Source organism: Blattabacterium cuenoti (assembly GCF_014252275.1).
Taxonomy (GTDB): Bacteria; Bacteroidota; Bacteroidia; order Flavobacteriales; family Blattabacteriaceae; genus Blattabacterium; species Blattabacterium cuenoti_O.
This window is the reverse complement of sequence record NZ_CP059214.1, coordinates 230,722-254,850: the sequence shown is the minus strand read 5'-3', so window position 1 is coordinate 254,850 and position 24,129 is coordinate 230,722. Positions and strand designations below refer to the sequence as shown.

22 protein-coding genes are annotated in these 24,129 nt (G+C 29.0%); 6 read left to right on the top strand and 16 right to left on the bottom strand.

The window, feature by feature from the left end:
- Positions 1-9: 9 nt before the first annotated feature.
- Positions 10-1,929: a DNA topoisomerase subunit B gene (locus H0H42_RS01200; protein WP_185868712.1), complete on the bottom strand. Its 1,920-nt coding sequence runs from the start codon at positions 1,927-1,929 to the stop codon at positions 10-12.
- A 107-nt stretch (positions 1,930-2,036) separates the two neighbouring features.
- On the bottom strand, positions 2,037-2,711 hold the full coding sequence (trmD, locus tag H0H42_RS01195) for a tRNA (guanosine(37)-N1)-methyltransferase TrmD (RefSeq protein ID WP_185868711.1): 675 nt from the start codon (positions 2,709-2,711) through the stop codon (positions 2,037-2,039).
- Between the two features lie 93 nt (positions 2,712-2,804).
- Here trmD and der point away from each other — a divergent pair, with 93 nt between their 5' ends.
- The 3 genes from der to H0H42_RS01180 are packed head-to-tail and all read left to right on the top strand — an operon-like array spanning position 2,805 to position 7,065.
- The gene (gene der / locus H0H42_RS01190; RefSeq protein WP_185868710.1) at positions 2,805-4,130 is read left to right on the top strand and encodes a ribosome biogenesis GTPase Der; all 1,326 of its coding nucleotides are present in this window, start codon (positions 2,805-2,807) and stop codon (positions 4,128-4,130) included.
- Positions 4,131-4,151: 21 nt separating this feature from the next.
- On the top strand, positions 4,152-4,751 hold the full coding sequence (gene ruvA / locus H0H42_RS01185) for a Holliday junction branch migration protein RuvA (RefSeq protein WP_185868709.1): 600 nt from the start codon (positions 4,152-4,154) through the stop codon (positions 4,749-4,751).
- A gap of 37 nt (positions 4,752-4,788) precedes the next feature.
- Positions 4,789-7,065, top strand: coding sequence for an inorganic phosphate transporter (locus tag H0H42_RS01180; protein WP_185868708.1), 2,277 nt, complete (start codon positions 4,789-4,791; stop codon positions 7,063-7,065).
- A 46-nt stretch (positions 7,066-7,111) separates the two neighbouring features.
- Here the strand turns inward: H0H42_RS01180 and H0H42_RS01175 are convergent, their stop codons facing one another.
- The gene (locus H0H42_RS01175; protein WP_185868707.1) at positions 7,112-7,669 is read right to left on the bottom strand and encodes a CvpA family protein; all 558 of its coding nucleotides are present in this window, start codon (positions 7,667-7,669) and stop codon (positions 7,112-7,114) included.
- Between the two features lie 116 nt (positions 7,670-7,785).
- On the opposite strand from H0H42_RS01175, the gene pheS reads away from it, so the two are divergent.
- A complete protein-coding gene (pheS, locus tag H0H42_RS01170) occupies positions 7,786-8,775 on the top strand; it encodes a phenylalanine--tRNA ligase subunit alpha (protein ID WP_394798842.1) in 990 nt (329 codons plus the stop codon).
- A 6-nt stretch (positions 8,776-8,781) separates the two neighbouring features.
- On the opposite strand, the gene rlmB is transcribed toward pheS, so the two are convergent.
- Together rlmB and H0H42_RS01160 are read right to left on the bottom strand one after the other, a co-directional pair.
- Positions 8,782-9,564, bottom strand: coding sequence for a 23S rRNA (guanosine(2251)-2'-O)-methyltransferase RlmB (rlmB, locus tag H0H42_RS01165; RefSeq protein ID WP_394798841.1), 783 nt, complete (start codon positions 9,562-9,564; stop codon positions 8,782-8,784).
- 140 nt (positions 9,565-9,704) lie between these two features.
- Positions 9,705-9,980 (bottom strand): YtxH domain-containing protein, encoded by a 276-nt coding sequence (locus H0H42_RS01160; RefSeq protein ID WP_185868706.1) that lies wholly within the window; start codon positions 9,978-9,980, stop codon positions 9,705-9,707.
- A gap of 87 nt (positions 9,981-10,067) precedes the next feature.
- Between H0H42_RS01160 and murB the strand changes: the two genes are divergently transcribed.
- A complete protein-coding gene (gene murB, locus H0H42_RS01155; RefSeq protein WP_185868705.1) occupies positions 10,068-11,087 on the top strand; it encodes a UDP-N-acetylmuramate dehydrogenase in 1,020 nt (339 codons plus the stop codon).
- 208 nt (positions 11,088-11,295) lie between these two features.
- Here murB and H0H42_RS01150 read toward each other — a convergent pair whose 3' ends face one another.
- Complete coding sequence (locus tag H0H42_RS01150) at positions 11,296-12,321, bottom strand: Mrp/NBP35 family ATP-binding protein (RefSeq protein WP_185868704.1); 1,026 nt, start codon at positions 12,319-12,321, stop codon at positions 11,296-11,298.
- A gap of 265 nt (positions 12,322-12,586) precedes the next feature.
- Between H0H42_RS01150 and H0H42_RS01145 the strand changes: the two genes are divergently transcribed.
- A complete protein-coding gene (locus H0H42_RS01145) occupies positions 12,587-13,039 on the top strand; it encodes a 4'-phosphopantetheinyl transferase family protein (protein ID WP_223843701.1) in 453 nt (150 codons plus the stop codon).
- Positions 13,040-13,072: 33 nt separating this feature from the next.
- Here H0H42_RS01145 and hisS read toward each other — a convergent pair whose 3' ends face one another.
- The 10 genes from hisS to H0H42_RS01100 all read right to left on the bottom strand — a co-directional run bounded on the left by hisS (position 13,073) and on the right by H0H42_RS01100 (position 24,109).
- Positions 13,073-14,479, bottom strand: a complete 1,407-nt coding sequence (hisS, locus tag H0H42_RS01140) for a histidine--tRNA ligase (RefSeq protein WP_185868703.1) — start codon at positions 14,477-14,479, stop codon at positions 13,073-13,075.
- Between the two features lie 49 nt (positions 14,480-14,528).
- The gene (gene ftsZ, locus H0H42_RS01135; protein WP_185868702.1) at positions 14,529-15,872 is read right to left on the bottom strand and encodes a cell division protein FtsZ; all 1,344 of its coding nucleotides are present in this window, start codon (positions 15,870-15,872) and stop codon (positions 14,529-14,531) included.
- On the bottom strand, positions 15,872-17,239 hold the full coding sequence (gene ftsA / locus H0H42_RS01130) for a cell division protein FtsA (protein WP_185868701.1): 1,368 nt from the start codon (positions 17,237-17,239) through the stop codon (positions 15,872-15,874). Before ftsA ends, ftsZ begins: the two co-directional genes overlap by 1 nt.
- A 302-nt stretch (positions 17,240-17,541) precedes the next feature.
- Complete coding sequence (locus H0H42_RS01125) at positions 17,542-17,871, bottom strand: hypothetical protein (RefSeq protein WP_185868700.1); 330 nt, start codon at positions 17,869-17,871, stop codon at positions 17,542-17,544.
- Positions 17,872-19,251: a UDP-N-acetylmuramate--L-alanine ligase gene (gene murC / locus H0H42_RS01120; RefSeq protein WP_185868699.1), complete on the bottom strand. Its 1,380-nt coding sequence runs from the start codon at positions 19,249-19,251 to the stop codon at positions 17,872-17,874.
- Positions 19,248-20,348, bottom strand: coding sequence for an undecaprenyldiphospho-muramoylpentapeptide beta-N-acetylglucosaminyltransferase (gene murG, locus H0H42_RS01115; protein ID WP_317167340.1), 1,101 nt, complete (start codon positions 20,346-20,348; stop codon positions 19,248-19,250). Before murG ends, murC begins: the two co-directional genes overlap by 4 nt.
- Positions 20,345-21,574 (bottom strand): FtsW/RodA/SpoVE family cell cycle protein, encoded by a 1,230-nt coding sequence (locus H0H42_RS01110; protein ID WP_185868698.1) that lies wholly within the window; start codon positions 21,572-21,574, stop codon positions 20,345-20,347. Before H0H42_RS01110 ends, murG begins: the two co-directional genes overlap by 4 nt.
- Positions 21,567-22,427: a UDP-N-acetylmuramoyl-L-alanine--D-glutamate ligase gene (murD, locus tag H0H42_RS01105; protein WP_262887295.1), complete on the bottom strand. Its 861-nt coding sequence runs from the start codon at positions 22,425-22,427 to the stop codon at positions 21,567-21,569. The genes H0H42_RS01110 and murD overlap by 8 nt, the downstream gene beginning before the upstream one ends.
- 17 nt (positions 22,428-22,444) lie before the next feature.
- Positions 22,445-22,921 carry a Mur ligase family protein gene (locus H0H42_RS02755; protein ID WP_262887294.1) on the bottom strand — a complete coding sequence of 159 codons (477 nt, stop codon included), beginning with the start codon at positions 22,919-22,921 and terminating at the stop codon, positions 22,445-22,447.
- 12 nt (positions 22,922-22,933) lie between these two features.
- On the bottom strand, positions 22,934-24,109 hold the full coding sequence (locus tag H0H42_RS01100; RefSeq protein WP_185868697.1) for a phospho-N-acetylmuramoyl-pentapeptide-transferase: 1,176 nt from the start codon (positions 24,107-24,109) through the stop codon (positions 22,934-22,936).
- Positions 24,110-24,129: the final 20 nt, after the last annotated feature.

The following is a 24,129-nucleotide window of genomic DNA, read 5'->3' as shown; positions in this document are numbered from 1 at the left end:
CTCATCAAATTAAACATCTATTTTTGCATGGATAGCATGTTGTTCTATAAAGGTTCTTCGTGGTGGAACGTCCCCTCCCATAAGAATAGAAAAAATTTCATCTGCATGGACAGGATTTGCTATGCAAACTTTTCGAAGAGTACGTTTTTTAGGATTCATAGTTGTTTCCCAAAGTTGTTCGGCATTCATTTCCCCTAATCCCTTATATCGTTGGATATATACAGATTTTTGATTTCCTAATTTATTTATAATTTCTTCTCTTTGTTGATCATTCCATGCATATTGAGAATACCCTCCTTTCCGAATCAAATAAAGAGGAGGAGTGGCAATATAAATATATCCTAGTTCTATTAACGATTTCATATAACGGAAAAATAAGGTTAAAATTAATGTAGAAATATGACTTCCATCTATATCTGCATCTGTCATAATAATAATTTTTTTATATCTAAGTTTTTGAATATTCAATACTTCTTGATCATTTTCTATACCAATAAAAACTCCTAAAGAAGTAAAAATCTTTTTTATTTCTTCATTTTCAAATATCTTGTATTGCATGGATTTTTCTACATTAAGAATTTTCCCTCGTAAAGGAAGAACGGCTTGAAATTTTCGATCTCTTCCTTGTTTTGCGGTCCCACCTGCAGAATCGCCCTCGACTAAATAGATTTCGCAATGGGATGGATCGTCATACGAACAATCGGCCAATTTTCCAGGTAATACACTATTTGTTGTAGGCGTTTTTTTTTGGATTAATTCACGTGCTTTTTTAGCTGCTTGACGGGCTTTAGCCGATAAAATCACTTTATCAATAATTTTTTTTCTCTCGTTAGGATGTTCTTCTAAATAGTTACTTAGTATTTCTCCTACAATTTTTTCGACAATTCCTCCAATTTCATGGTTGCTCAGTTTAGTTTTAGTTTGTCCTTCAAATTGAGGATGCATCATTCTAACTGATAAAACCGCGGTGACTCCTTCTCGAAAATCCTCCCCGATAAACTCCATTTTAGAAACTAATCCGTCGGTATATTTTTTTAATGTTCTCGTTAAGGCTCTTCGAAATCCAGAAATATGTGTACCCCCTTCATAAGTATTGACATTGTTCACATAAGAATAGATTTTTTCTTTAAAAGAGGTATGATAAACCATTGCGGTCTCTACCAAAATATTATCTTTTTCTCCTTCCATAAAAATCACCTCTTTGATTAAAGGAGATTGATTCTTTGCAAGAAGAAGGGGGAGGTATTCTTTTAAACCATTCTTTGAAACAAAATGGTTGATTTTATTACTTCTTTCATCTTTCAAAAAGAGATGTAATCCTTTATTTAAAAAAGCGAGTTCTCTCATTCGATTATATATGATTTGATAATCATATGAAATTGTTTGAAAGACCGATTCGTCTGCAAGATAATGAATCTTTGTTCCTCGCAGATTGCTTTTTCCCAAATATTTGACTGGATACAAGGCTTTTCCCTGAAAATATTCTTGTTGATACATGTTTCCATGACGATAAATGTTGACAACAAGTTTTCTGGAAAGCGCATTAACACAGGAGATTCCCACCCCATGCAATCCTCCAGAAACTTTATATGAATTTTTATCAAATTTTCCTCCCGAACCAATTTTTGTCATCACGACTTCTAAAGCAGATTTTCCTTCTTTTTTGTGAATATCAATGGGAATTCCTCGACCGTTATCCAGTACGGTAACAAATCCATCGTTATGAATAGTAATCCATATTTTATCACAAAAACCTGCTAAGGATTCATCTACAGAATTATCGAGAACTTCTTGTAATAAATGATGTAGCCCCCTCAGTCCTACATCTCCAATATACATCGAGGGTCTTTTTCGGATATGTTCAATCCCTTCTAAAGATTGAATGCTGTCCGCTGTATAATTTTTTCCATCAGGATGATTATTGATCATAAAAACATAAATTTTACTAGAAATTTACGAAAGAAACAATCTATAATTATCAAATATAGAAAAAATACAAAAAATGATGTTTGATAGATATCAAAATATTCAAATGATTAATCCGTAAAATCCAATGTTTTATTAAGTTCCATGGATTTAACTTGTAACCAATTTTTTATTTTTTTGTGATTTCCTGATAAAAGCACTTCGGGGACTTTCCATCCTTGATAAATGGATGGTCTCGTATAAATCGGAGGTGCAATAGCATTTGTTTCGTTTTGAAACGAATCTGTGAGAATAGAATTCTGATTATGAATTACACCAGGCAATAATCTCACCACAGAATCTACAAAAACGGCGGCTGCTAATTCTCCACCAGATAAAATATAGTGACCAATAGAAATTTCTTTAGAAATTAAATGATCTCGAATTCTTTGATCAATTCCTTTATAACGTCCACAAAGAAGAATAATATTTTTCTTTTTTGCAAAGAATTTTGCATGTTTTTGTGTAAACATTTCTCCATCAGGAGTCATAAAAATAATTTCATCATAATTTCTTTCTCTTACAAGTTTTGAAAAACATTGATGTACAGGTTCTATTCGAATCACCATTCCTGATCCTCCTCCATAAGGATAGGCATCTACTTGTTTACGAGGACCTAATCCATAGGAACGCAAGTCATGAATATAAACTTGTAAAAGGTTTTGTTGAATAGCTTTTTTGATAAGACAATGTGAAAAAGCTCCCTGGAAAAGGGAGGGGACAAGACTTACAATATCTATACGCATAATTTTTTATTTGATCTAATAATATATAATTTGACTAAAGATCTAGTAATGAAACTAGTAAAAAAAATCTAAATTTGTGAAGAATATAAAAATATGAATTATATCGCATCGATAGTAGGACGTTCAAATGTCGGAAAATCCACGCTATTTAACCGATTAGTGGGACAAAGACAAGCCGTTGTCCATGAACAAGAAGGGATCACAAGGGATCGGATCTATGGAAGTTCCGATTGGAATGGAGTATCCTTTACTATCATTGATACTGGGGGGCTTCCGACAAAAGAAACCAACCTTCTTGAAAAGGAAATAAAACATCAAATTTCTTTGGCTATTAACGAATCGTATGTGATTTTGTTTGTCGTAGATGCGCAAATAGGATTGTTAAATGCAGACATAAAAATGGCGAGTTTACTAAGAAAATGCCATAGAATCATTTTATTAGTCTTAAATAAAGTAGATAATGATAAATACCTATATAAAAAGGATATAGATTTTTTTCATTTGGGATTCTCCAAGTATTATTATGTATCCGCACTCAATGGAAGAGGAACTGGAGATCTATTGGATGATTTGATTAAACTATTTCAAAAAAAAAAATTAGTGAAACAAAAACCTCAAGACCCTTCGAGATTTCCTAAATTTACTATAGTAGGACGTCCCAATGTTGGAAAATCCACGTTGATTAATTCTTTGTTAGAAAATAATCAACATATTGTAACCAATTTTGCGGGAACTACAAGAGATAGTTTACATGTTCTGTATGAAAAATTGGACCATACATGTATGTTGTTCGATACGCCTGGATTGAGAAAACGATCAAAAATTAAAGAGAATATAGAATTTTATTCTTCTATAAGAACATTCCAAACCATAGAATATACCGATGTATGTTTATTAATGATTGATGCCATGAGGGGATGGGAAAAACAGGATATGATTCTTTTTAGATTGGTAGAAAAATATCAAAAATGTATGATGATCCTCATTAATAAATGGGATTTATTCACAAACAAAGAGATTTCTATTCGTAAAAATTTTGAATTATTCATTCGTAAAAAAATTCATCCTTTTTATAATGTTCCTATTTTTTTTATTTCTGCTAAAAATAGACATGGAATACAGGATATCATTCCCATGGCCTATCATCTTATAGAATTAAGAAAAAACAAATTAAAAACAAATACATTAAATAAAATTATGTTACCGATTGTAAAAAAACATCCTCCTTCTTCAAAGAAAAAATTGATAACAATTAAATATTGCACACAAATTCCATCATGTATCACTCCTAAATTTATATTTTTTTCGAATTTTCCTAATCATATTAATAAATCTTATAAGAGATTTATTGAAAATAAAATTCGCGATCATTTTGATTTTTCAGGAGTTCCCATACAAATTTTTTTTCGAAAAAAATGATTTTTTATTTTTTGATATATTGTGATTACATATTTAATAGGAAAATTAGTTGAAAAAAACTCCTCTCGTTTGATTATAGATTGTCATGGAATAGGATATCATATTTGTATATCTTCTCATACATATTCTTTTCTATTAAAACAAAATGTAGGGGAAAAAATTCATATCTACACGTATCTTTTGATCAAAGAATCTCAATATGTTTTATATGGTTTTTTTGAAAAAATAGAAAGAAAAATTTTTTCCTATTTAATTTCCGTTAATGGAATTGGTCCTAGTTTAGCTATCATGTTATTATCATCTCTTACGCCACATGAAATACAAGAATCCATTTATAAAGGAAATGTGGAACCATTGAACAACGTCAAAGGAATTGGAAAAAAAATCGCTAAACGAATTATCATCGAACTTAAAGATAAAATTTCAAAAGAATTTACGGGAAAAGAAAATCCCTTCAAAAGGGAAATTCCCCATTATCATAAAAAAAAAGAAGCGTTGAGAGCACTACATGTACTCGGATTTTCCTCAAAAAATTCGGAAGGAATATTAGAGGATCTTTTGGAAAAACATCCATCTTATTCTGTAGAACATGTAGTTAAGGAATTTTTAAAAAAATTGTAAAAAAAATTTTTTCGAAAAATTAAATACTATTATTATTATGAAACTTTTTTATCCTGTAGTTCTCGGGATTCTTGTTTTACTATCTGTATTTGATCTGATTGTTGGTTTAATTAATGATGCTGTAAATTTTCTAAATTCCGCGATTGGATCTCAAGTTGCTTCAAGAAAAATAATAATGGTTTTTTCCAGTTTAGGGATTTTATTAGGTGCTTTGTTATCTAGTGGAATGATGGAAGTAGCGAGAAAAGGGGTTTTTAATCCCTCCCTTTTTTCTTTTTCAGATATCATTTATATTTATTTATCAGTGATGATCTCCGATATAATTTTATTAGATTTATTTAATACATTGGGATTACCTACTTCGACCACGGTATCTATGGTTTTTTGTTTATTAGGAGGAGCATTTAGTATTGCAACAATCAAAATTCTATATAATCATGAACCTTTTCATTTGTTACAACAATATGTTCGAGCAGAAAAAGCATTCAATATTAGTATCGGAATTTTTTTATCTATTATCATTTCTTTCATATCAGGATCCTTCATTCATTATTTTATTCGTGTTTTATTCAGTTTTGATTATAAACCCCGTTTAAAATTTACGGGAGTAATATGGTCGGCTATTTCATTAAGTAGCATGACGTATTTTCTTATCATTAAAGGATTACAAAATACGTTAAAAGTCCAAATACATTCTCCTTTTAACGTGTTTTTATTCTATATTCATCATGTTATTGATTGGAGTTATTCTCATTGGTACACGTTTTTTTTTATATTATTTTCCACATGGGCCTTGATTTCAAAAATCTTTGTTTCTTTAGGATATAACATATTAAAATTTGTTGTTTTGTATGGAACGTTTTCTCTTGCCATGGCGTTTTCTGGAAATGATTTAGTAAACTTTGTGGGAATTTCCATAGCAAGTATGCAATCCTACAACATATGGAAAAATAACGGATATCCTCCTGCAGAAAAATTCACAATGAATCATTTATCAGAACAAGTTCATGTTCCCTCTTTATTTTTAATATGTTCAGGACTGATCATGATCATAACTTTATGGTTTTCCAAAAAAACAAAACATATTACAAATACAGAACTCAATTTAAGCAGTCAACATGAAGAAGGGACGGAACAATTTGTATCTAATTCTTTTTCCAGAGGAATGGTCCGATTGGGATTATTTTTGGGAAATAAATTTTTTCGTTTATTTCCTAAAAGACTCTTAGTAAAAATCGAAAAAAATTTCAAGAATTACAAAAAAAACGAAAAAAATAGGGCCTTTGATTTAGTAAGAGCTTCCGCAAATCTAACAATATCTAGCATATTAATCTCCCTCGCAACAATACAAAAATTACCTGTATCTACTACGTTTGTAACGTTTATGGTCTCTATGGGAACTTCGTTTTCTGATCGCGCTTGGGATCGGGAAAGTGCCGTGTATCGTATTTCTGGTGTGATGAAAGTGATACGAGGATGGTTTTTAACTGGACTCATGGCGTTTGTCATGGCAGGATTAACCGCTACTTTCCTCTATTTCTTTAAATCATGGGCTCTTTTGATCATGATGTTCTTAATTGCTTTTATCTTTTACAAAAGTTACCAACATTATTCTCATCGAACACATGATAAAAAAGAAAAATTATCTAACGACATCGTCGATTTGAATTTGGAAAAAACATTAGAAAAAACCTTGAATTTTTTATATCCTATTTTAGAATATATTGAAAATATGGATAAAAATACTATAGAAGGAATTATAAACGAAAATGTAAAAATTCTGAAAAATAGCAGAAATACTTTTTTTCAAGTAAAAAAAAAATTTACAGAAATACAGAATTCTTTGATTCCAGTTATTCGAACAACGACCCGTAGAGATCCTCTCGTAGGAATCTTCTATTTAAAGATATACAATCATATGAAAGAGATGGTGGAATCCTATGATATTTTTACGTATCATCCTTTATTTCACGTTATAAATAGTCATAAACCATTAAAGTATAAACAAAAAAGAAATCTTCTTCTTCTAGAGCAACTCATGCTAGAACATATTCATGTGATGAAACGAATTATCATGCAAAAACATTGTAAAGAAATTAAATTTCCTTGTGGAATATCCCATCAAATCCTACAGAACATAGAAACATTTATTCATCAACAATCCGTAGGAATTGGACATGATCAATATGGAAAAAAAAATACATTTTTAATGTTAGATCTCCTTTTATCATCTAAAAAAATTACAAAGAATATAGAAGAAATGATGTATTTATATTGTGATATGTTTTCGAAACATTCTTTGTTTGTTGAATAATGTTTTTCAATGGTTCTTGTTGTTATTATCATTTTCTTTCCATATTTTATGATATAAAAAATTTCTCTTTTTCTGTATCAAAAAAAATAGGAAATTGAAAATCCCATGTTTTGAATTGATGATAGAAAGATTCTTTATGATCTATAATCATTTTAAATATTTTATCGAATGAATTTTTCAAAAAAATATCAGGAAAAAAGTTGAATTGTTTATTAGTTTCTTTGATTAAAAAAAGACATATTAATATATATATAAAATATTTGATCATTCCCAATATTCCCCCTAGCATTTGATCAATAGGTTTCATGCAAGTAAAAGAAAGGAATCCGTCTATGATTCTTTTTAAGAATAAAGTACAGAAAATGATAGAAAAAAAGGACATGATGATAGGAAATACGATCAATAAATAACTATTTTGACTAGTATCATTGTGATCAAATTTAATTAACAAGTTCCTGAAAAATTGAAAAAAAAATGATCCTTGGTAGAAAAAAAGAAAGAAAACCATAAACACATAGAATTGCGCAATCAATCCTTTGTGATATCCATCATACCCTCCATACAATACTGCAATTAATATAATGATGTCTGCTAAATAAACCATATATATCTATAAAATTTAGAGAACATAATAGTTGAAATTATTTTCATAATTTCAAAATAATACAAAAATTTTATATGTTTGATATTTGTTCGTATGAAACATGATAATCCTAATGTATGATGTATGATCAAAAAATCAAAAAAATAAAAGAAGAAATCAAAAATTTTAAAATAAAAACCTCTCAGGATTTAGAAACCTTCAAAGGTCAATTTATAGGAAGAAAAAAAGGAATGATCACTGAATTATTCAAGGAGATCAAAAATCTTTCTTTAGAAAAAAGAAAAGATTATGGAAAAATATTGAATGAATTAAAGAAATATGTAAAAAAAAAAATCAACCATGTTGTCCATAAAAAATCCTTTTTTCCTTCTTCGAAAGGAATTGAATTTGATCCTACCATCCCTGGAGAATATTCAGAAATAGGATCCATGCATCCCCTATCGATTATAAAAGAAAGGATTATTGAAATATTTATGAATATTGGATTTTCTTATATAGAGGATAGAGAAATGGAAGATGATTGGCATAATTTTACAGCATTAAATATCCCTCCATTGCATCCATCTAGAGATATGCAAGATACCTTTTTTTTAGGTGAAAAAAATTTTGTTTTGCGTACACATACTTCTTCGGTACAAATACGATATATGAAAACACACAATCCTCCAGTTCGTATTTTATCAATAGGAAAGGTTTATAGAAATGAAACGGTTTCCTCCCATTCACATTTTATGTTTCATCAAGCGGAAGGATTTTATATTGATAAAAACGTTTCTTTTTCCGATTTAAAACATACAATTCAGTACATGATCCATTCGATTTTTGGTAAAAAAAAAGTCAGATTTCGTTCATCTTATTTTCCATTTACTGAGCCTAGTGCGGAAATTGATGTATTTCATAACAATGAATGGATAGAAATTATGGGTTGTGGAATGATCGATCCCCATGTATTAAAAAACGTAAATATTGATTCAGAAGTATATTCTGGTTTTGCTTTTGGTATTGGAATCGAACGGATATCTTGTATCATTCATCAAATACAAGATATTCGAACCTATTTCGATAACGATCTTCGTTTTTTAAGACAATTTACGAGTGATTTTTAGTCAACACTAATTTAATTTTCTTTGTCGAAAGACTTCATATAAAAGAATCCCACAAGCGACTGAAACATTTAATGAGGATATTCCTCCTATAGATGGAATTTTCACTGTTTCACAAGAAATTTCTAAATATTTTTGAGAAATTCCTTTTTCCTCATTTCCTAAGATTAAAGCAAATGGACCAGAAAAATCAACTGTGTACCAATCGTGAGGAGATGTTTCTATTGCGGAAATAATTTTGATTCCATGATTGATTAAAAATTTGATAGTATTGATAATGTTCTGTTCTCGACAGATGGGAATTTTAAATACCGCACCTGAAGATGTTTTGATGGTATCAGATCCGATCATAGCATTGGATTTATGGGGGATAATAATGGCATCTGCTCCAGCACATACTGATGTCCGAATGATTGACCCAAAATTTCGTACATCAGTAATACGATCAAGAATAATTAAAATTGGATTTTTTTTTTGAAGAAATAAAGGAAGTAGATGTTTGATGGAAAAAGTTTTGATAGGATCAATTTCTGCAAATACTCCTTGATGATTTTTATTTTTTAATTTAAAAAATTGATGTTGTGGAACAATTTGAATTTTTATGTTTTTTTTCCTGGAAATCTGGATTAACTTTTTATATGCACTGGACCCTTTTTCTTTTTGTAAAAAAAGTGTTTTAATCTTTTTATTTGCTTGTATTGCTTCAATCAATGGGTGAATCCCATAAACAATGGATGATTTTTTCATTATGAAAATTTGATGAGTTGTTTTATTCAAGGGAACAGGCAACATTTTTCCTCATTTAAATGACAAAAAAGAGTAAAAATAAAAAATAGAATATCCCAGAAATTCCTTATCAAAGGTTCTATGAAGTATGAAGAAAGCATCCAACCATAGTTGAAATGAACTATCATGGATCCTCTGTTCATGTTCTAAGTTCCTAATTCATCTTCTACGTGATCTATTTTATCTAGATCATTTTTTATTTTATTTTGTTTCCACTTTTCACTCAAATCCAATTTCATTTTGTTGACTTTTTCTCCAATCTTGGTTCCAAGATCTTGTAAACTATTTTTTATTTCTTCAGTGGCTTCCTTAAAGGTATTGTTGATGGGTTCCTCTTGTTTTTTCTTCATCCTCATTCCCATAAAAAATCCGGCCATAGTCCCAATGATCATACCCCAAAAAAAACTTCCTCCTTTTTTCATAAAAAATTATCTTTAATAATGAATAAATTTAATCATACAATATTTATAAACAAAATTGTATTTGTTTATGAATCAAATATTTTTTGAATGATCATACAACAGAATTTTTCTCTTCAAAAATTCAACACATTTGGTGTTGAGATCTATACACGTTATTATGTAGAAGTCAAAAATTTGTATGAGGTAAAAAAAGTATTTACGATGTTTCCATATATTCCCAAATTTATTTTGGGGAATGGAAGTAATCTTTTGTTTTTGAACAATTATTATCCAGGGGTAGTGATTAGAGTAAAAATAAAAGGGAAAAAGATTATAGAGGAAAATCGTGATCAAGGAATTGTTCAAGCTTTTGCAGGAGAAAATTGGAGTCATTTCGTTATGTGGACTGTTGACAATGGATTTTATGGATTAGAAAATTTATTTGGTATTCCTGGTACCGTTGGCGCATCTCCAATACAAAATATTGGAGCATATGGTACGGAAATACAAGATTGTTTATTCAAAGTGCAAGTATACCAAATAAATCATGGAAATATTATCGAATGTTATCGAGAACAATGCAATTTTCAATATCGTTCTTCTATTTTTAAAAATCATAATTATAACAATCAATTTTTCATTTTATCTGTTTTTTTTGTGCTAAAAAAGAACAAAAAAATGAATATTTCCTATGTAGGGATTCGTAAAGAACTACAAAATATGCACATTACCAATCCCAATAGGTATGATCTTATGCAAGCCATTATGAATATTCGATCGCAAAAACTACCTGATCCAATCACGATGGGAAATGTTGGTAGCTTTTTTATGAATCCGATAGTGGAAATAATGTTTTTTGAAAAATTGAAATTGAAATACCCAATGATTATAGGAAATCTCTTGGGGGAAAAAAAAGTAAAAATATCTGCTAGTTCTTTAATTGAACATATAGGATGGAAGGGAAAAAGAATGAGAAATGTTGGAGTATACGAAAAACTTCCCATTGTTTTAGTAAATTATGGAGGAGCAAGTGGAAGAGAAATTTATTTTTTTTCTAAACAAATTATTAATCAGGTTAAAAAAACATTTCACATAGCTTTCCTACGAGAAGTCCATCTGATACGATAATCCTTGAGAAATATAGAATTTTTGGATCATATATTTTCGATGTATTGCTCGAAAAATCATGGAAATATCAGAACATTTCATCCATCCATAAAAATCTATTGATTCCAATAGAAATCCTATAGAAAGGACAGGATGAAATAGGCGATAGGAGAATCATAACCTTTCAGATCAAAGGATTTTCACAATTTTCAATAATTAAATAAAAGATTCATTGAATTGATTTTAATTGATTGAGGATATTATTTGTAATAGTAGTAAAAATACTACGTATTTTTTCGTTTTTCATAACGGCTGGAATTCCTAAATCCGAATATTTTCGTAAGGATGGAACCATTGGAATTTCTCCAAGAAAAAAAATATCCATTTGTTTAGAAAAGTCTTTTACTCCATGTTTTCCAAAGAAAAAATATTTTTTTTTCATCTCTTCGTGAAAAAAATACGACATATTTTCTATGATTCCAGTAATTGGAACATAAATGGATTTCATCCGAAACATTTCGACTGTTCGATGAACATCTGATAGAGCAATTTTTTGAGAGGTACTCACAATCACAATTCCTTTCAATGAAACTTCTTGTAACAAAGATAAATGGATATCTCCTGTTCCTGGAGGTAAATCGATAATTAAAAAATCTAATGATCCCCAATCTGTTTCATGAATAAATTGCATAATCACTTTAGAGACCATGGGCCCCCTCCATACAAGAGCTTGTCCATTCTTTAGAAAAAATCCAATAGATACTATTTTTACTCCATACCTATTGATAGGATAAATGATATTTTTTTTTGTTTGCAAAAGAGAGAAATCTTTGGTTTGAATATCAAACATTAAAGGAATAGATGGACCGTAAATATCAGCATCTAACAATCCTACATTAAATCCCATTTTTACTAAAGAAACAGCAAGATTAGATGCAATTGTAGATTTGCCTACCCCCCCCTTTCCAGAAGCTACGGCTAGAATATTTTTTATAGAATGTTTTGTTTTCCCATTGGATGGGCCTTCGATGGTGATCGAAATCTTCTTTTTTTCATGAATTTGTTTGTTAATGGAATGATGAATATTATTGATAATTTTTTTTTTCAAATGCATGGTAGGATTGGGTAATTTTAAACAAATGACAATATGATTATCTTCTAATAAATCGATGGTTTTTACTAATCCATATTCTATAATGTTTTTTCCTTCCGAAAAGAAAACATTTTTTAATGCTTTTTCAATTTTTTTTTTCATATTATTTTATGTAGTATATTATTTATGTGTAAAGAAAGAAATGTAATATGATCAAGTAATTTTTGCAAAAAAGGATTATATTGAAAGAAAAATAAAGTTTGATTTTTAGTAGATTTCATACCAAAATTCTGGTTTTAAAATGGAAAAATTTTCTTCGATCTTTTTCTATCAATCAACTGAGTTTATCCAAAAAAGATAAACTATTATTGTGTTCTTTAACAGAGAAAAGAAAAAGAGAGTTTCTCGGAGTTCGATACGCATTGAAATGTCTAGGAATAAAAAAAAAATTTTTTATGATAAAAATAGAAAACCATTTTTAATGGATCCAAAAAAATATATTTCTTTTAGTCATTCCTATGAACGTACGGCAGTAGCCGTAAGCTGTTCGAAAATAGGAATTGATATCGAAAGGGTGCGTACCGATAAAAAAATTATTACTATACAACAACGATTTATTCGAAAAGATGAATCCATATTTATTCTTCCTAATTATGAAGAAGATTATTTACATATAATATGGGGGATCAAAGAAAGTCTATACAAATTAGTCGGAGGACTTTACTATAGTTTTATCAATCATTACAAGGTTTCTCCTTTTTATCTTCATAAAGAGGATTGTGTTTCATGTTGGATTATAAACAATTCACATAGCCAAAAATTTTCTGCGTTTTATAAAAAAATAGAAAATCATTATCTTGTTTATATAATAGATAAATAAATTCTTCTATTTTTAGAAAATCAGGTTATTCGTTTATTCAATGAAAGAACCTAATTGATGAACAACCATATTGATGTTATCATATTCTTTTTCTGTTCGATCTTTTAAATTTTTCACTTTTATTTTCTTTTTTTTTATCTCCTCTTTTCCTAAACTAATCACAAAGGGAATATGATTTCTATTAGCATATCGAAATTGATTGCTGATTTTAATTGCATGAGGATATAATTGTGTAGATATTCCATTGTTTCTTAATACTTGTATCATACGATATGCATACAAAACTTCTTCATATCCAAAATTAATAAATAAAACCATTGAAGGAGAATAAGTAAGATGTTGAAATAATTTTTTTTTCTCCATAGATAAATAAATTCGATCTAATCCCAAAGAAATTCCTGTTCCTGAAATGTTTTTCATTTGAAATACATGATCTAAATCATATCGTCCACCTCCTCCAAGGGAAAAATGAAAATCATGATCACATAGAAAAATTTCCCATATAGTTCCTGTATAGTAACTCATTCCTCTTGCTAAAGAAAGATTCCATTCCAATTTAATGTTCTTGAAAGACATATGTTGGATCGTTTGAAAAATCCATTTCATCTCTTTCATTCCTTTCTTTCCTTTTTCAGAATCTTGAAAATCTTTAATAAATAATCTTTCTTGTTCAAAAAAATCTTTTTTTTTTTCTAGAAATAAGGAAATTTTTTCAAAAATTTTTGATGGCACTCCCATTTGCATCATTTCCTTTTTCACTAAAGATTTCCCTATTTTTTTCCATTTATCTAAAGAGAGTAAAAAACTTTTCCATAATCTCGTTTTTAATCCCGTAATTTCTGCTAATCCTTTGAGAATTTCAATATGATTAATAGAAATAATCACAGGAAGATTTAAATCAGTAAAAATGTTATCACAAAGTTTTATCAGTTCAATTTCTTCCCACAAAGAAGAAGAATAAGACATGATATCGGCATCACATTGGTAAAATTCTCGGTATCTCCCTTTTTGTGGTTTATCAGCTCTCCAAACAGGTTGAATTTGGTATCTTCTGAAAGGAAAAATAATTTCATGTTGATGCATGGATACATATCTTATAAAAGGAACCGTTAAATCATATCTAAGAGCTTTCTGAGCGATACATTCAGTCAACAATTTTATTGTATGATCATTAACGGATAGTTGATGAGGGGGATCTGTTTTCAAAAAAGAGGAAAGATTGTTTTTCAAAACATTCCCTGATTGAAGAATTTTAAATATCAACGAATTTCCTTCCTCTCCATACTTTCCTACAAGAGTAGATATTTCTTCAATAGAAGATGTTTCTATAGGGTAAAATCCAAAAAGTTTAAAATGTTTTTTTATGGTTTGAATAATAACATTTCTTTTCATTATTTCCATTGAGGAAAAATCACGAGTTCCTTTAGGAAGATTTCCCATAAATAATATTTTTTTAATTGTCTTTGTTGTTTATCATATTACAATAAAACTAATCATTTCTATGATGTTTTTCTTTACGATTACGTGTTGATGTCTTTTGTTTTCTTGATATAGGAAGATTAAAATCTTCTTCTAAAGAATATTTTTTATGCTTTTTTTCGGGAAAAACATTCGAATTAATAGATTGATCAAAAATGGTTTCTTTTAACGAATATTTTTTATGATGACTATAATTTTCTCCTAAATTTTTTGAATATTTTCTTTTTTTATAATTTTCTTCAAAATTACTTGAATACTTTTTTTTATGTGTTGGTTGAGATAGATTATTCGTCAGTTTTTGCTCATAAGGCTCTTCTAATCTATGAAATATTTTTTCTTCTTCATGATGGATGACTCGTTGTATTTCTGTAGGAAAACCAGTCGCAACAATAGTAACGGAAATACTTTCTTCTAATTTTTCATCTTCTCCGATTCCCATAATAATATTTGCATTATTTCCTGCTTCTGTTTGAATATAATCGCTAATAATTCCAATCTCATCTATAGTAATTTCAATTCTTCCTGAAACAATGAGAAGAAGAACATTTTTAGCTCCCGTGATTTTATTATCATTTAGTAAGGGAGAATCTAATGCTTGTACAACGGCTTCTTTTGCTCGATTTTCTCCAACAGAAACTGACGAACCCATTACAGCAGTTCCACTTTCTTTCAATACGGTACGTGTATCACGTAAATCAATGTTTTGCTTATAATGGTGCGTAATCACTTCTGCAATTCCTTTAGCTGCCGTAGTCAACACTTCGTCCGCCTTTGCAAATCCTGCTTTAAAACCTAAGTTTCCATACAATTCTCTAAGTTTATCATTATTAATCACAATGAGGGAATCTACATTTTTTCTTAATGATTCAATTCCTTTATGTGCTTGCTTCAACCTCATTTTTCCTTCAAAATGAAAGGGAATAGTCACAATTCCTACCGTAAGGATCCCCTTCTCTTTAGAAATTCCTGCAATAATGGGTGCTGCACCAGTTCCTGTACCTCCCCCCATTCCTGCTGTGATAAAGGTCATTTTGGTATTCGAGTCTAATACACTTTTTATTTCTTCTAAACTTTCCAAGGCGGCTTTTTCTCCTATTTCTGGATCTGCACCCGCACCTAATCCTTCTGTAATAGAAGCTCCTAATTGAATTTTTATAGGAACTGGATTATTATTTAATGCTTGTGCATCTGTATTACATGCAATAAAATCAACTCCAGTAATTCCTTGTTCAAACATATGACTTAATGCATTACTTCCACCTCCACCCACACCAATAACTTTAATTGCAGATGATCGTTTTTTAGAAAATCCAAACTGTTTTTTTTGTGTTGTTATAAAATCTTCGTTTTTCATTATTCTATGTCATTCAATATTTGACGGAATTTATCTGCCCAAATTTCAAGAAAAGATTTTGATTTTTTTTTCTTTTTTAAAGAAGAATTATATACATGTTCATGATCTCCTGATATATGATTTTTATTGTTGTAAAATTTTGTAGAAAAAAATTCATAATTTCTCTCTTGTTTATGGAATGTATCGGTTCCGGAATGAGATTTTCTTTTATCATCAATTCCTTTGATCACTAATCCAATTGATGTTGCATATTCTGGATGACTAATAAAACCATTTTCATTTCCTGAAATATGTTCATTTGAGTAACCAATACGAACATCCATTCCGGTGATATATTCTGTTAAAGGACGTATGTGTTTCAGTTGTGATCCACCTCCAGTCATTACTAATCCGGCAATTAATCGCTTTTTCTGTTCTTCGTTTCCATAATTATTAATTTCTACATTTACTTGTTCCAATATTTCACATACACGTGTATGGATAATTTGAGAGAGATGTTTTAAAGAAATTTCTTTTGAATCACGTCCTCTTAATCCTGGTATACAAACAATTTCCGTATCTTTATTTTCTCCAGGCCATGAAGAACCAAATTTAATTTTTAGCAATTCTGCCTGACGTTCAATAATGAGACATTCTGTTTTAATACTTTCAGTAATGACATTTCCTCCAAAAGGAATGACCGCAGTATGACGGATAATATTATCTTTAAATATGGCGATATCGGTGGTTCCTCCTCCTATATCGACTAAAGCTACACCTGCCTCTCTTTCTTCCTTATTTAAAACGGCCTCCGCAGAGGCTAAAGGTTCGAGAGTCATCCCCGATAGATTCAATCCAGCGGCTTTTACACATCTTCCAATATTCCGAATTGAAGAAACTTGTCCGACCACCACATGAAAATTCGCTTCTAAACGACTTCCATACATTCCGATAGGTTCTCCAATTTCCGATTGACCATCTACTTTATATTCTTGTGGAAGGACATGAATTATTTCTTCTCCAGGCAACATTACTAATTTATGTACTTGGTCAATAAGCTTTTGTATATCATTTTGATTAATAACATTCTCAATGTCTAATCGAGTAATATAATCATTATGTTGTAAGCTTCGAATATGTTGGCCTGCAATTCCAACAATCACTTCTTTGATTTTTAATCCGGAACTATGTTCTGCCTCAGATACTGCTTCACGGATCGCTTCAATGGTCTGAGTAATATTGTTGACAACTCCTCTGTGTACTCCGATACTTTTCGATCGACCTATTCCTAAAATTTCAATTTTATTATATTCATTTTTCCTTCCTACCATAGCTACAATCTTGGTGGTACCCACATCAAGACCAATAGCTATATCTTGATATTCCATACTTTTTTTTTCGACTATTTGTTCTTTATATTGCAAATCGATCCTTTTCGATTATCGATATCGACCTAATTATATTTAGGTATTTTTTGTTTTGTTTTTTTTTTCATGCTATAAGAAATTATAACGAACGAATTCTTTTCTCATGTATGCATTAATTTTTCATAAATTTAACAAGAATTTATGTGATAAATAATTTCTTTATTATCCAGTCTTTGACTATCAAAAAACATTGTTCTTTTATGTTAAGAACAATGGAATAATTTCCATTTTTTTTTGTATCTGATACAATAATATTTTTTATCTTAAAAAATAGGTTTTTTGTGAAAAATATTTATATGTAGTGTTCCGTCCACACTGAAAAAAACATCAGTTTTTTTTATAAATGGATCATTATTTAATTTTTTCTCCATTTCCAATATACATAATTGACCGATTTTTTTATCAATTTTTTCTATTTTTTGGAATAGAATCTTATCAAGAAGATTTTTATTTAACCAATAACCCTTGGAATCTACATCAATATGTATTGATTGAATTTTTCTATTTCGATGATTTTTTACAGAAGAAAACGAAAAAAATATCATGCAAAGGATATACAAGGAAAAAATAAATAATAATTTATTCTTGTTCATTTATCCATATTTGTTACGTAACCATCGTTGGATAGGAAAAATTAATTTATCTATATCTCCTGCACCTATGGTAATCAGAATATCAAAATTTTTGTATTCAAGTCTATCTAACACCTCATACATTCGAGAAATTTCTTTTTTGGTTTCACTCATATTGATCGTTTTTAATAACCTATTGGAATCAATAGTAGGATGATTGTTTTGATCTTCCCTTGATGGATAAATATCCAATAATATTAAAAAATCCAATTTCTCTAAACTCTTTGCAAAAGAGTGTTCAAAAAATTTTGTTCTACTGAAAAGATGTGGCTGAAAAATTCCTAATATTTTTTGTTTTGGATAACAGGTTCTAATCGTATGAATTAATTCTTTGATTTCTGTAGGATGATGAGCATAATCATCAATATATATTTTTCCATTTGATTGATAATGAATAGAAAATCGTCGTTCAATTCCTTTAAACGAATACAATGCTTTTCTTATTTTTGATGGATGGATTTTCAAACAATCCGATATTGCTAATGCTGCGGTTGTATTTTTAATGTTATGCATTCCGGGAATTGGTAAGGGTAGCGATTTCCATGTTTTTTCAGGCGTATGAAAATCGAAATACCATTTATTATTTTCCATAAAAATGCAATCAGAATAATAATGATTTTTTTCTCCAACAGAATAATAAATTGCATTATTTATAGGATAGGTTTTTTGCTCTTTGCAAAGAAGTATTTTTTTATATGGTTTTTTGGTTTTTTTCAAAAAGTTTATATAAGCTTTTTGTAAACTTGTTTTTTCAGGATAAATATCTACATGATCTTGATCAAACGAGGTTATACATGAGATGTTTGGTGATAAATGTAAAAAGGAATGATCAAATTCATCCGCTTCTACTAAAAAAAAATTTTCCCCATTTAATATTAAATTAGATTGATAATTTTTAGATATTCCTCCAATAAATGCCGTAAATTTTATTCCAGCAATATATAAAATATGGGCTAATAAACTGCATGTAGTTGTTTTCCCATGAGCTCCTCCTATTGCAATACAAATGGAATGTTGTGTTACTAGAGATAGTACTTGTGATCGTTTTTTAATATGTTTTCCATTTTTTTTCAAAAACTTCCATTGTGGATTCCAAAAAGGAATAGCCGGAGTATATACGATCATGCATTTTTCAGATCTAATCCATTGAGGAATACTTTTTACGTCATTATGATAATGAATCGAAATTCCTTCTTTTTCTAGCTGTTTGGTTAAATATGTTCTGTTTTTATCATATCCATAAACGGTTTTTCCCATGATATGAAAATATCTGGCTAAAGAACTCATTCCTATTCCTCCAATTCCTAAAAAATAAAAAAAATCAATGTGATGGAGATTCATAGAATAATCTGTAAAATTTCATGAACAATATCTTGTTTTGCTCTTGGTTTTCCTAAAGAACGAAGATTTTTCATCATTTTTTTTTTCATATAAGAATTATTCAATAATTTAACTGTTGTATCCACTAATTTCTTTTCTATATCTTCATTTGGAAGAATCCATGCTGCCTGTTTTTTTTCTAAGAATTGAGCATTTTTTGTTTGGTGATCGTCTGATGCCCATGGAAAAGGAATTAATATATAAGGTTTTCCTATTAAACACATTTCCGATATTGTTAAAGCACCAGCTCTAGATACCACAACATCTGCCGCTGCGTAACACATAGATATATTTTCAATAAATTCCATGCAAAGAACATTTGAATGATGAGAACGTTTATCATTTCTAATTTGTTGAAAATCATACGTTCCTGTTTGCCAAATGAATTGGATGTCTAATGCAATTAGTGTATTTAACCCTTTGAGCCATGCATTATTCACACTTTTTGATCCTTGACTTCCTCCTAAAGATAAAATAACAGGTTTATTGGGTTTTAATCCTAAATATTCGCATGATTGTATTTTTTTAGGTAATTGAAAAATTTCTGAACGAATTGGATTTCCAGTCAACACTGTTTTTTTTTTAGGAAAAAATTTCATGGACTGTTCATAAGCCACACATATTTTTTTAGCATAACGAGAAAATATTCTATTAGTTAATCCAGGAAACGAGTTTTGTTCTTGAATTAAAATAGGAATTCTATTTTTCATAGCTGCGATTAATGTCGGTATTGTCACAAATCCTCCTGTACCAATCACAATATTAGGAGAAAAATTTTTAATAAATTTATTTACTAAAAAAGAGCTATATATTATTTCTGATAACAATAAAAATCCTGATATGGATAGAAATTTATTTTTTCCTCCAGAAATACGAATGCCTTGAATGGCATATCCAGATCTAGGAATTTCTTTCATCTCCATATGCTGGTTGGATCCAATAAATAAAATATTCTCCTTCGGAATTTTTTTGGTCAATTCTTCCGCAATGGCAATGCCTGCATAGACATGGCCTCCACTTCCTCCACTTCCAATAAGTATTTTTGGAAAAGTATTCAAAATCGTTCTTTTCTATTTTTATATTCCTTATATTTTTTTTCAATCATTTGATCTCTTTCCTCAATCATTCGACTGACACTTAATATAATTCCAAAACTAAAAAAAGTGACCCATAGATAGGTTCCTCCAGCACTGATTAATGGTAACGGTTGTCCTGTCACTGGAATTAATCCTATGTTTACACCAATATTTACGAATGCTTGATGAACAATAGGAAACCCAACGGATAGTACTAACAAAGAAGCAAAATAATCGTTTGCTTTCGTTGAAATAATCAAAATTCTGAATAAAATAAGAAGATAGACTAATATCAATAAAATTCCCATGGAACATCCATATTCTTCAATAATAAGAGCATAAATAAAATCACAAACTATGTGTGGCAACAAAAATTTAAATACACTTTTTCCTGGTCCACGTCCACATTTTTTTCCGGAAAAAATAGCCGATTTTGCTTGCATTATTTGAGAATTTTCGTCTTCTTGAGCCTTCATAAAATTTTCAATACGATGCCTCCATGTGTAGATCCTCTGAATGGTATAATGATTTTCTCCACCAACACATTTGACTACAACAAACATGTAGATCCAAGAGATCATTGTTCCCATAAACAATACAAGTATGAGTTTGTGAAACGGGTATCTTCCTAAGAAAAGGGAGCATAATACAGAAATAAACATAATAATGGAAGTAGATCCATTCGCAGGAAGAATAAAAGAAAGGACACTAAATATAGGAAATAATAATGGAAAAAATGTGTTAGAAATAGTAATTGGTTTATGTCTGTTTATATAAAGAATTCTCGAACAATAAATAAGTAAAGATAATCCTGAAAGATTAGACGTTTGAAACGATAAAGAAGTGAAAGGAATCTGTAACCATCTTGGGACCCCAGCCCTATAGAATCCTTGACATAAAGTCATCCATGATAAAAACACCATTAAAGGAATCAAAAAAATAGATAAATGATAAAAATATTTATGATCAATAAAATGAGTAAAAAAAAGAATAATTAATCCGATAATTAAGAAAATTGCGTGTTTGAATAAAGGAACATATATATTGTATGGATGAGTAGGATGATGAGGATTAATATGAGTTAAAAGAGAAGCATTCGCAGAATATACTGGAAGGAAAGAAAATAGAGATAACAATAGGATCAGAGCCCATAAATATTTATCTCCTTTAATATACTTTTTAATAAAAGTACTAATAGTCTTACTCATAAAAAAGTTGTTTGACTTCTTTTTTAAACTCATTTCCTCTTTCTCTATAATCTTTAAACAGATCCATACTCGAACATGAAGGAGATAATAATATACTATCTCCTTGAGAAGCATATTTATATGCCATCCTTACAGCTTGTTTCATACTATTTGTTTCCAATATAATATTTACAATTTTTTTAAAAAAATTGTAAATATTATGATTATGTGTTCCTAAACAAATCATCACTTTAACTTTTTTGCTCACTAATGGAATTAAATCTTTATAGTCATTTCCCTTATCTTTTCCCCCTGCGATCCATATAATAGGATTATTTAAGCTTTTTAATGCACAACAAGCAGAATGTACATTGGTTGATTTGGAATCATTAATAAACAACACTCCATTCATATGAAAAAATTTTTCCATTCGATGGGGAAGTCCAGTCATATGATGAATCACAGAGCAAATAGATTTTCTTTGTACATTCAAAATATCAGATACAATTAACGATGCCATTATGTTATATACATTATGATCTCCTGATAAAGAAATATTTTTTAACAAATATTTGGATAAACGTTTTTTATTACGAATGTATATTTTATCTTGTTTTAAATATGCTCCAAAATTTAACTCTTTTTTAATAGAAAAGGGAATGCATATAGATTTTAACAAAAATTTTTTTAATCCATTTCTAATAATAGGATCATCATAATTATATATCAATATATCGTTTTTATGTTGAAAAATAGCTATTCTAAATTTAGAATTTACATAATTTTCTATGTTATTATTATATCTATTTAAATGATCTCTTGTAATATTCAACATTATGGCAATATTTGAACGAAAATGAAAACAGTCATCCAACTGAAAACTACTTACTTCTAATACATAAAAACTTTTTTTTTTATAGATTCTTTAGAAAAACTTCTTCCAATATTTCCCGCTAATCCTACACAAAACTTTTTATCACTTTTTAGGATATTGTATATTATCGTACTTGTTGTAGTTTTACCATTACTTCCTGTGACACTGATGATATAAGAATTTTTTAGAAAACTTTTTCCAAATTCTAGTTCCGATACTAAAGGAATCCCTAACGAATCAATTTTTTTGATAAAAGCATTATTTCTAGATATTCCTGGACTTTTAATCACTTGAAAAGCATTTTTTAGAATAAAATCTTCAGAATGCCCCATTTCTTCAAAAGGAATCTGATATTTATACAAAATTTTTTTGTATTTATTGGAAATTTTTCCGGAATCGGATAAAAATATTTTAAATCCATTTTTTAGGGCCAAAAGAGAAGCACCAATTCCACTTTCTCCTCCTCCTAATATTATTATTAATTCTTTTTTCATATATAGAATGAATTACATTAATAAAACAAAAATAGAAAGTAACGAAAGAATGATCTGTATAATAAAAAAACGATGAAAAATTTTGTTTTCATGATATCCTAATTTTTGAAAATGATGATGAATAGGAGCCATAAGAAATACTTTTTTTCCTATAACATATTTTCTTTTAGAAAACTGCCAATACAATACTTGTATTAGTACAGAAATGTTTTCTATAAAAAAAATTCCACATAAAATAGACAATACAAATTCTTTTCTATTGATTATAGATAAGGTGGTAATGAGACTTCCTATGGTTAGGCTACCGGTGTCTCCCATGAAAATTTGGGCAGGATATGCATTATACCAAAAAAAACTCATTAAAGTTCCTAAAAAAGCCAAAGAAAATACAATAATTTCTTTTGAATGAGGAATATACATAATATGAAAATATTTAGAATACATAGAATTACTAGAGATTATAGAAAATAAAGACAAGATGATAAAAATTACGAATGAAATGCCTGTCGCTAATCCGTCTATTCCATCAGTTATATTAGATCCATTAGAAAAAAATATCATTTTAAGAATAATTATAGGAATAAAAATGATCCATGTATATTTTTTTAATTCGCTAGAATACCAACTCAATATATAAGAATAATCAAATGATTTCTTGGAATGATGCATAAAGAATATGGGGATATCTGTTTGAAATCCATATGAATCTTTCTTTTTATTATAAATATTCTCTTGATTTTGAGGAGATATATCGGGATGAAAGTACATCATGGTTCCTACAACAGTTCCAATAACTATTTGCCCCAGAATTTTAGAAATAACACTTAAACCTTTTTTGTGATATTTTATTTTTATATAGTCATCTAAAAATCCAACACATCCTGTCATTAACATCACAATGATTAGTAAAAAAATATAAACATTGTTCAAAGAAGAAAAAAGTAGGGTTGCTATGAATGTAGATAAGATCATCCCCAATCCTCCCATAGTGGGTACATTTTGTTTATCTTTTTCTCCTAAAATACCAAGAAATCGAATATTTTCAGATATGCGATTGCTTTTGTTAAAAAGAATAATCTTTTCATAAAAGATGAAAGATATAAAAAACGAAAAAAAAAAAGCAATAAAAGATCTATAAAAGAGAGAATGTTGATGAAACAATTCTATAACATGATTGATAGTTCCCATTGTTTTATATTATAATGTTT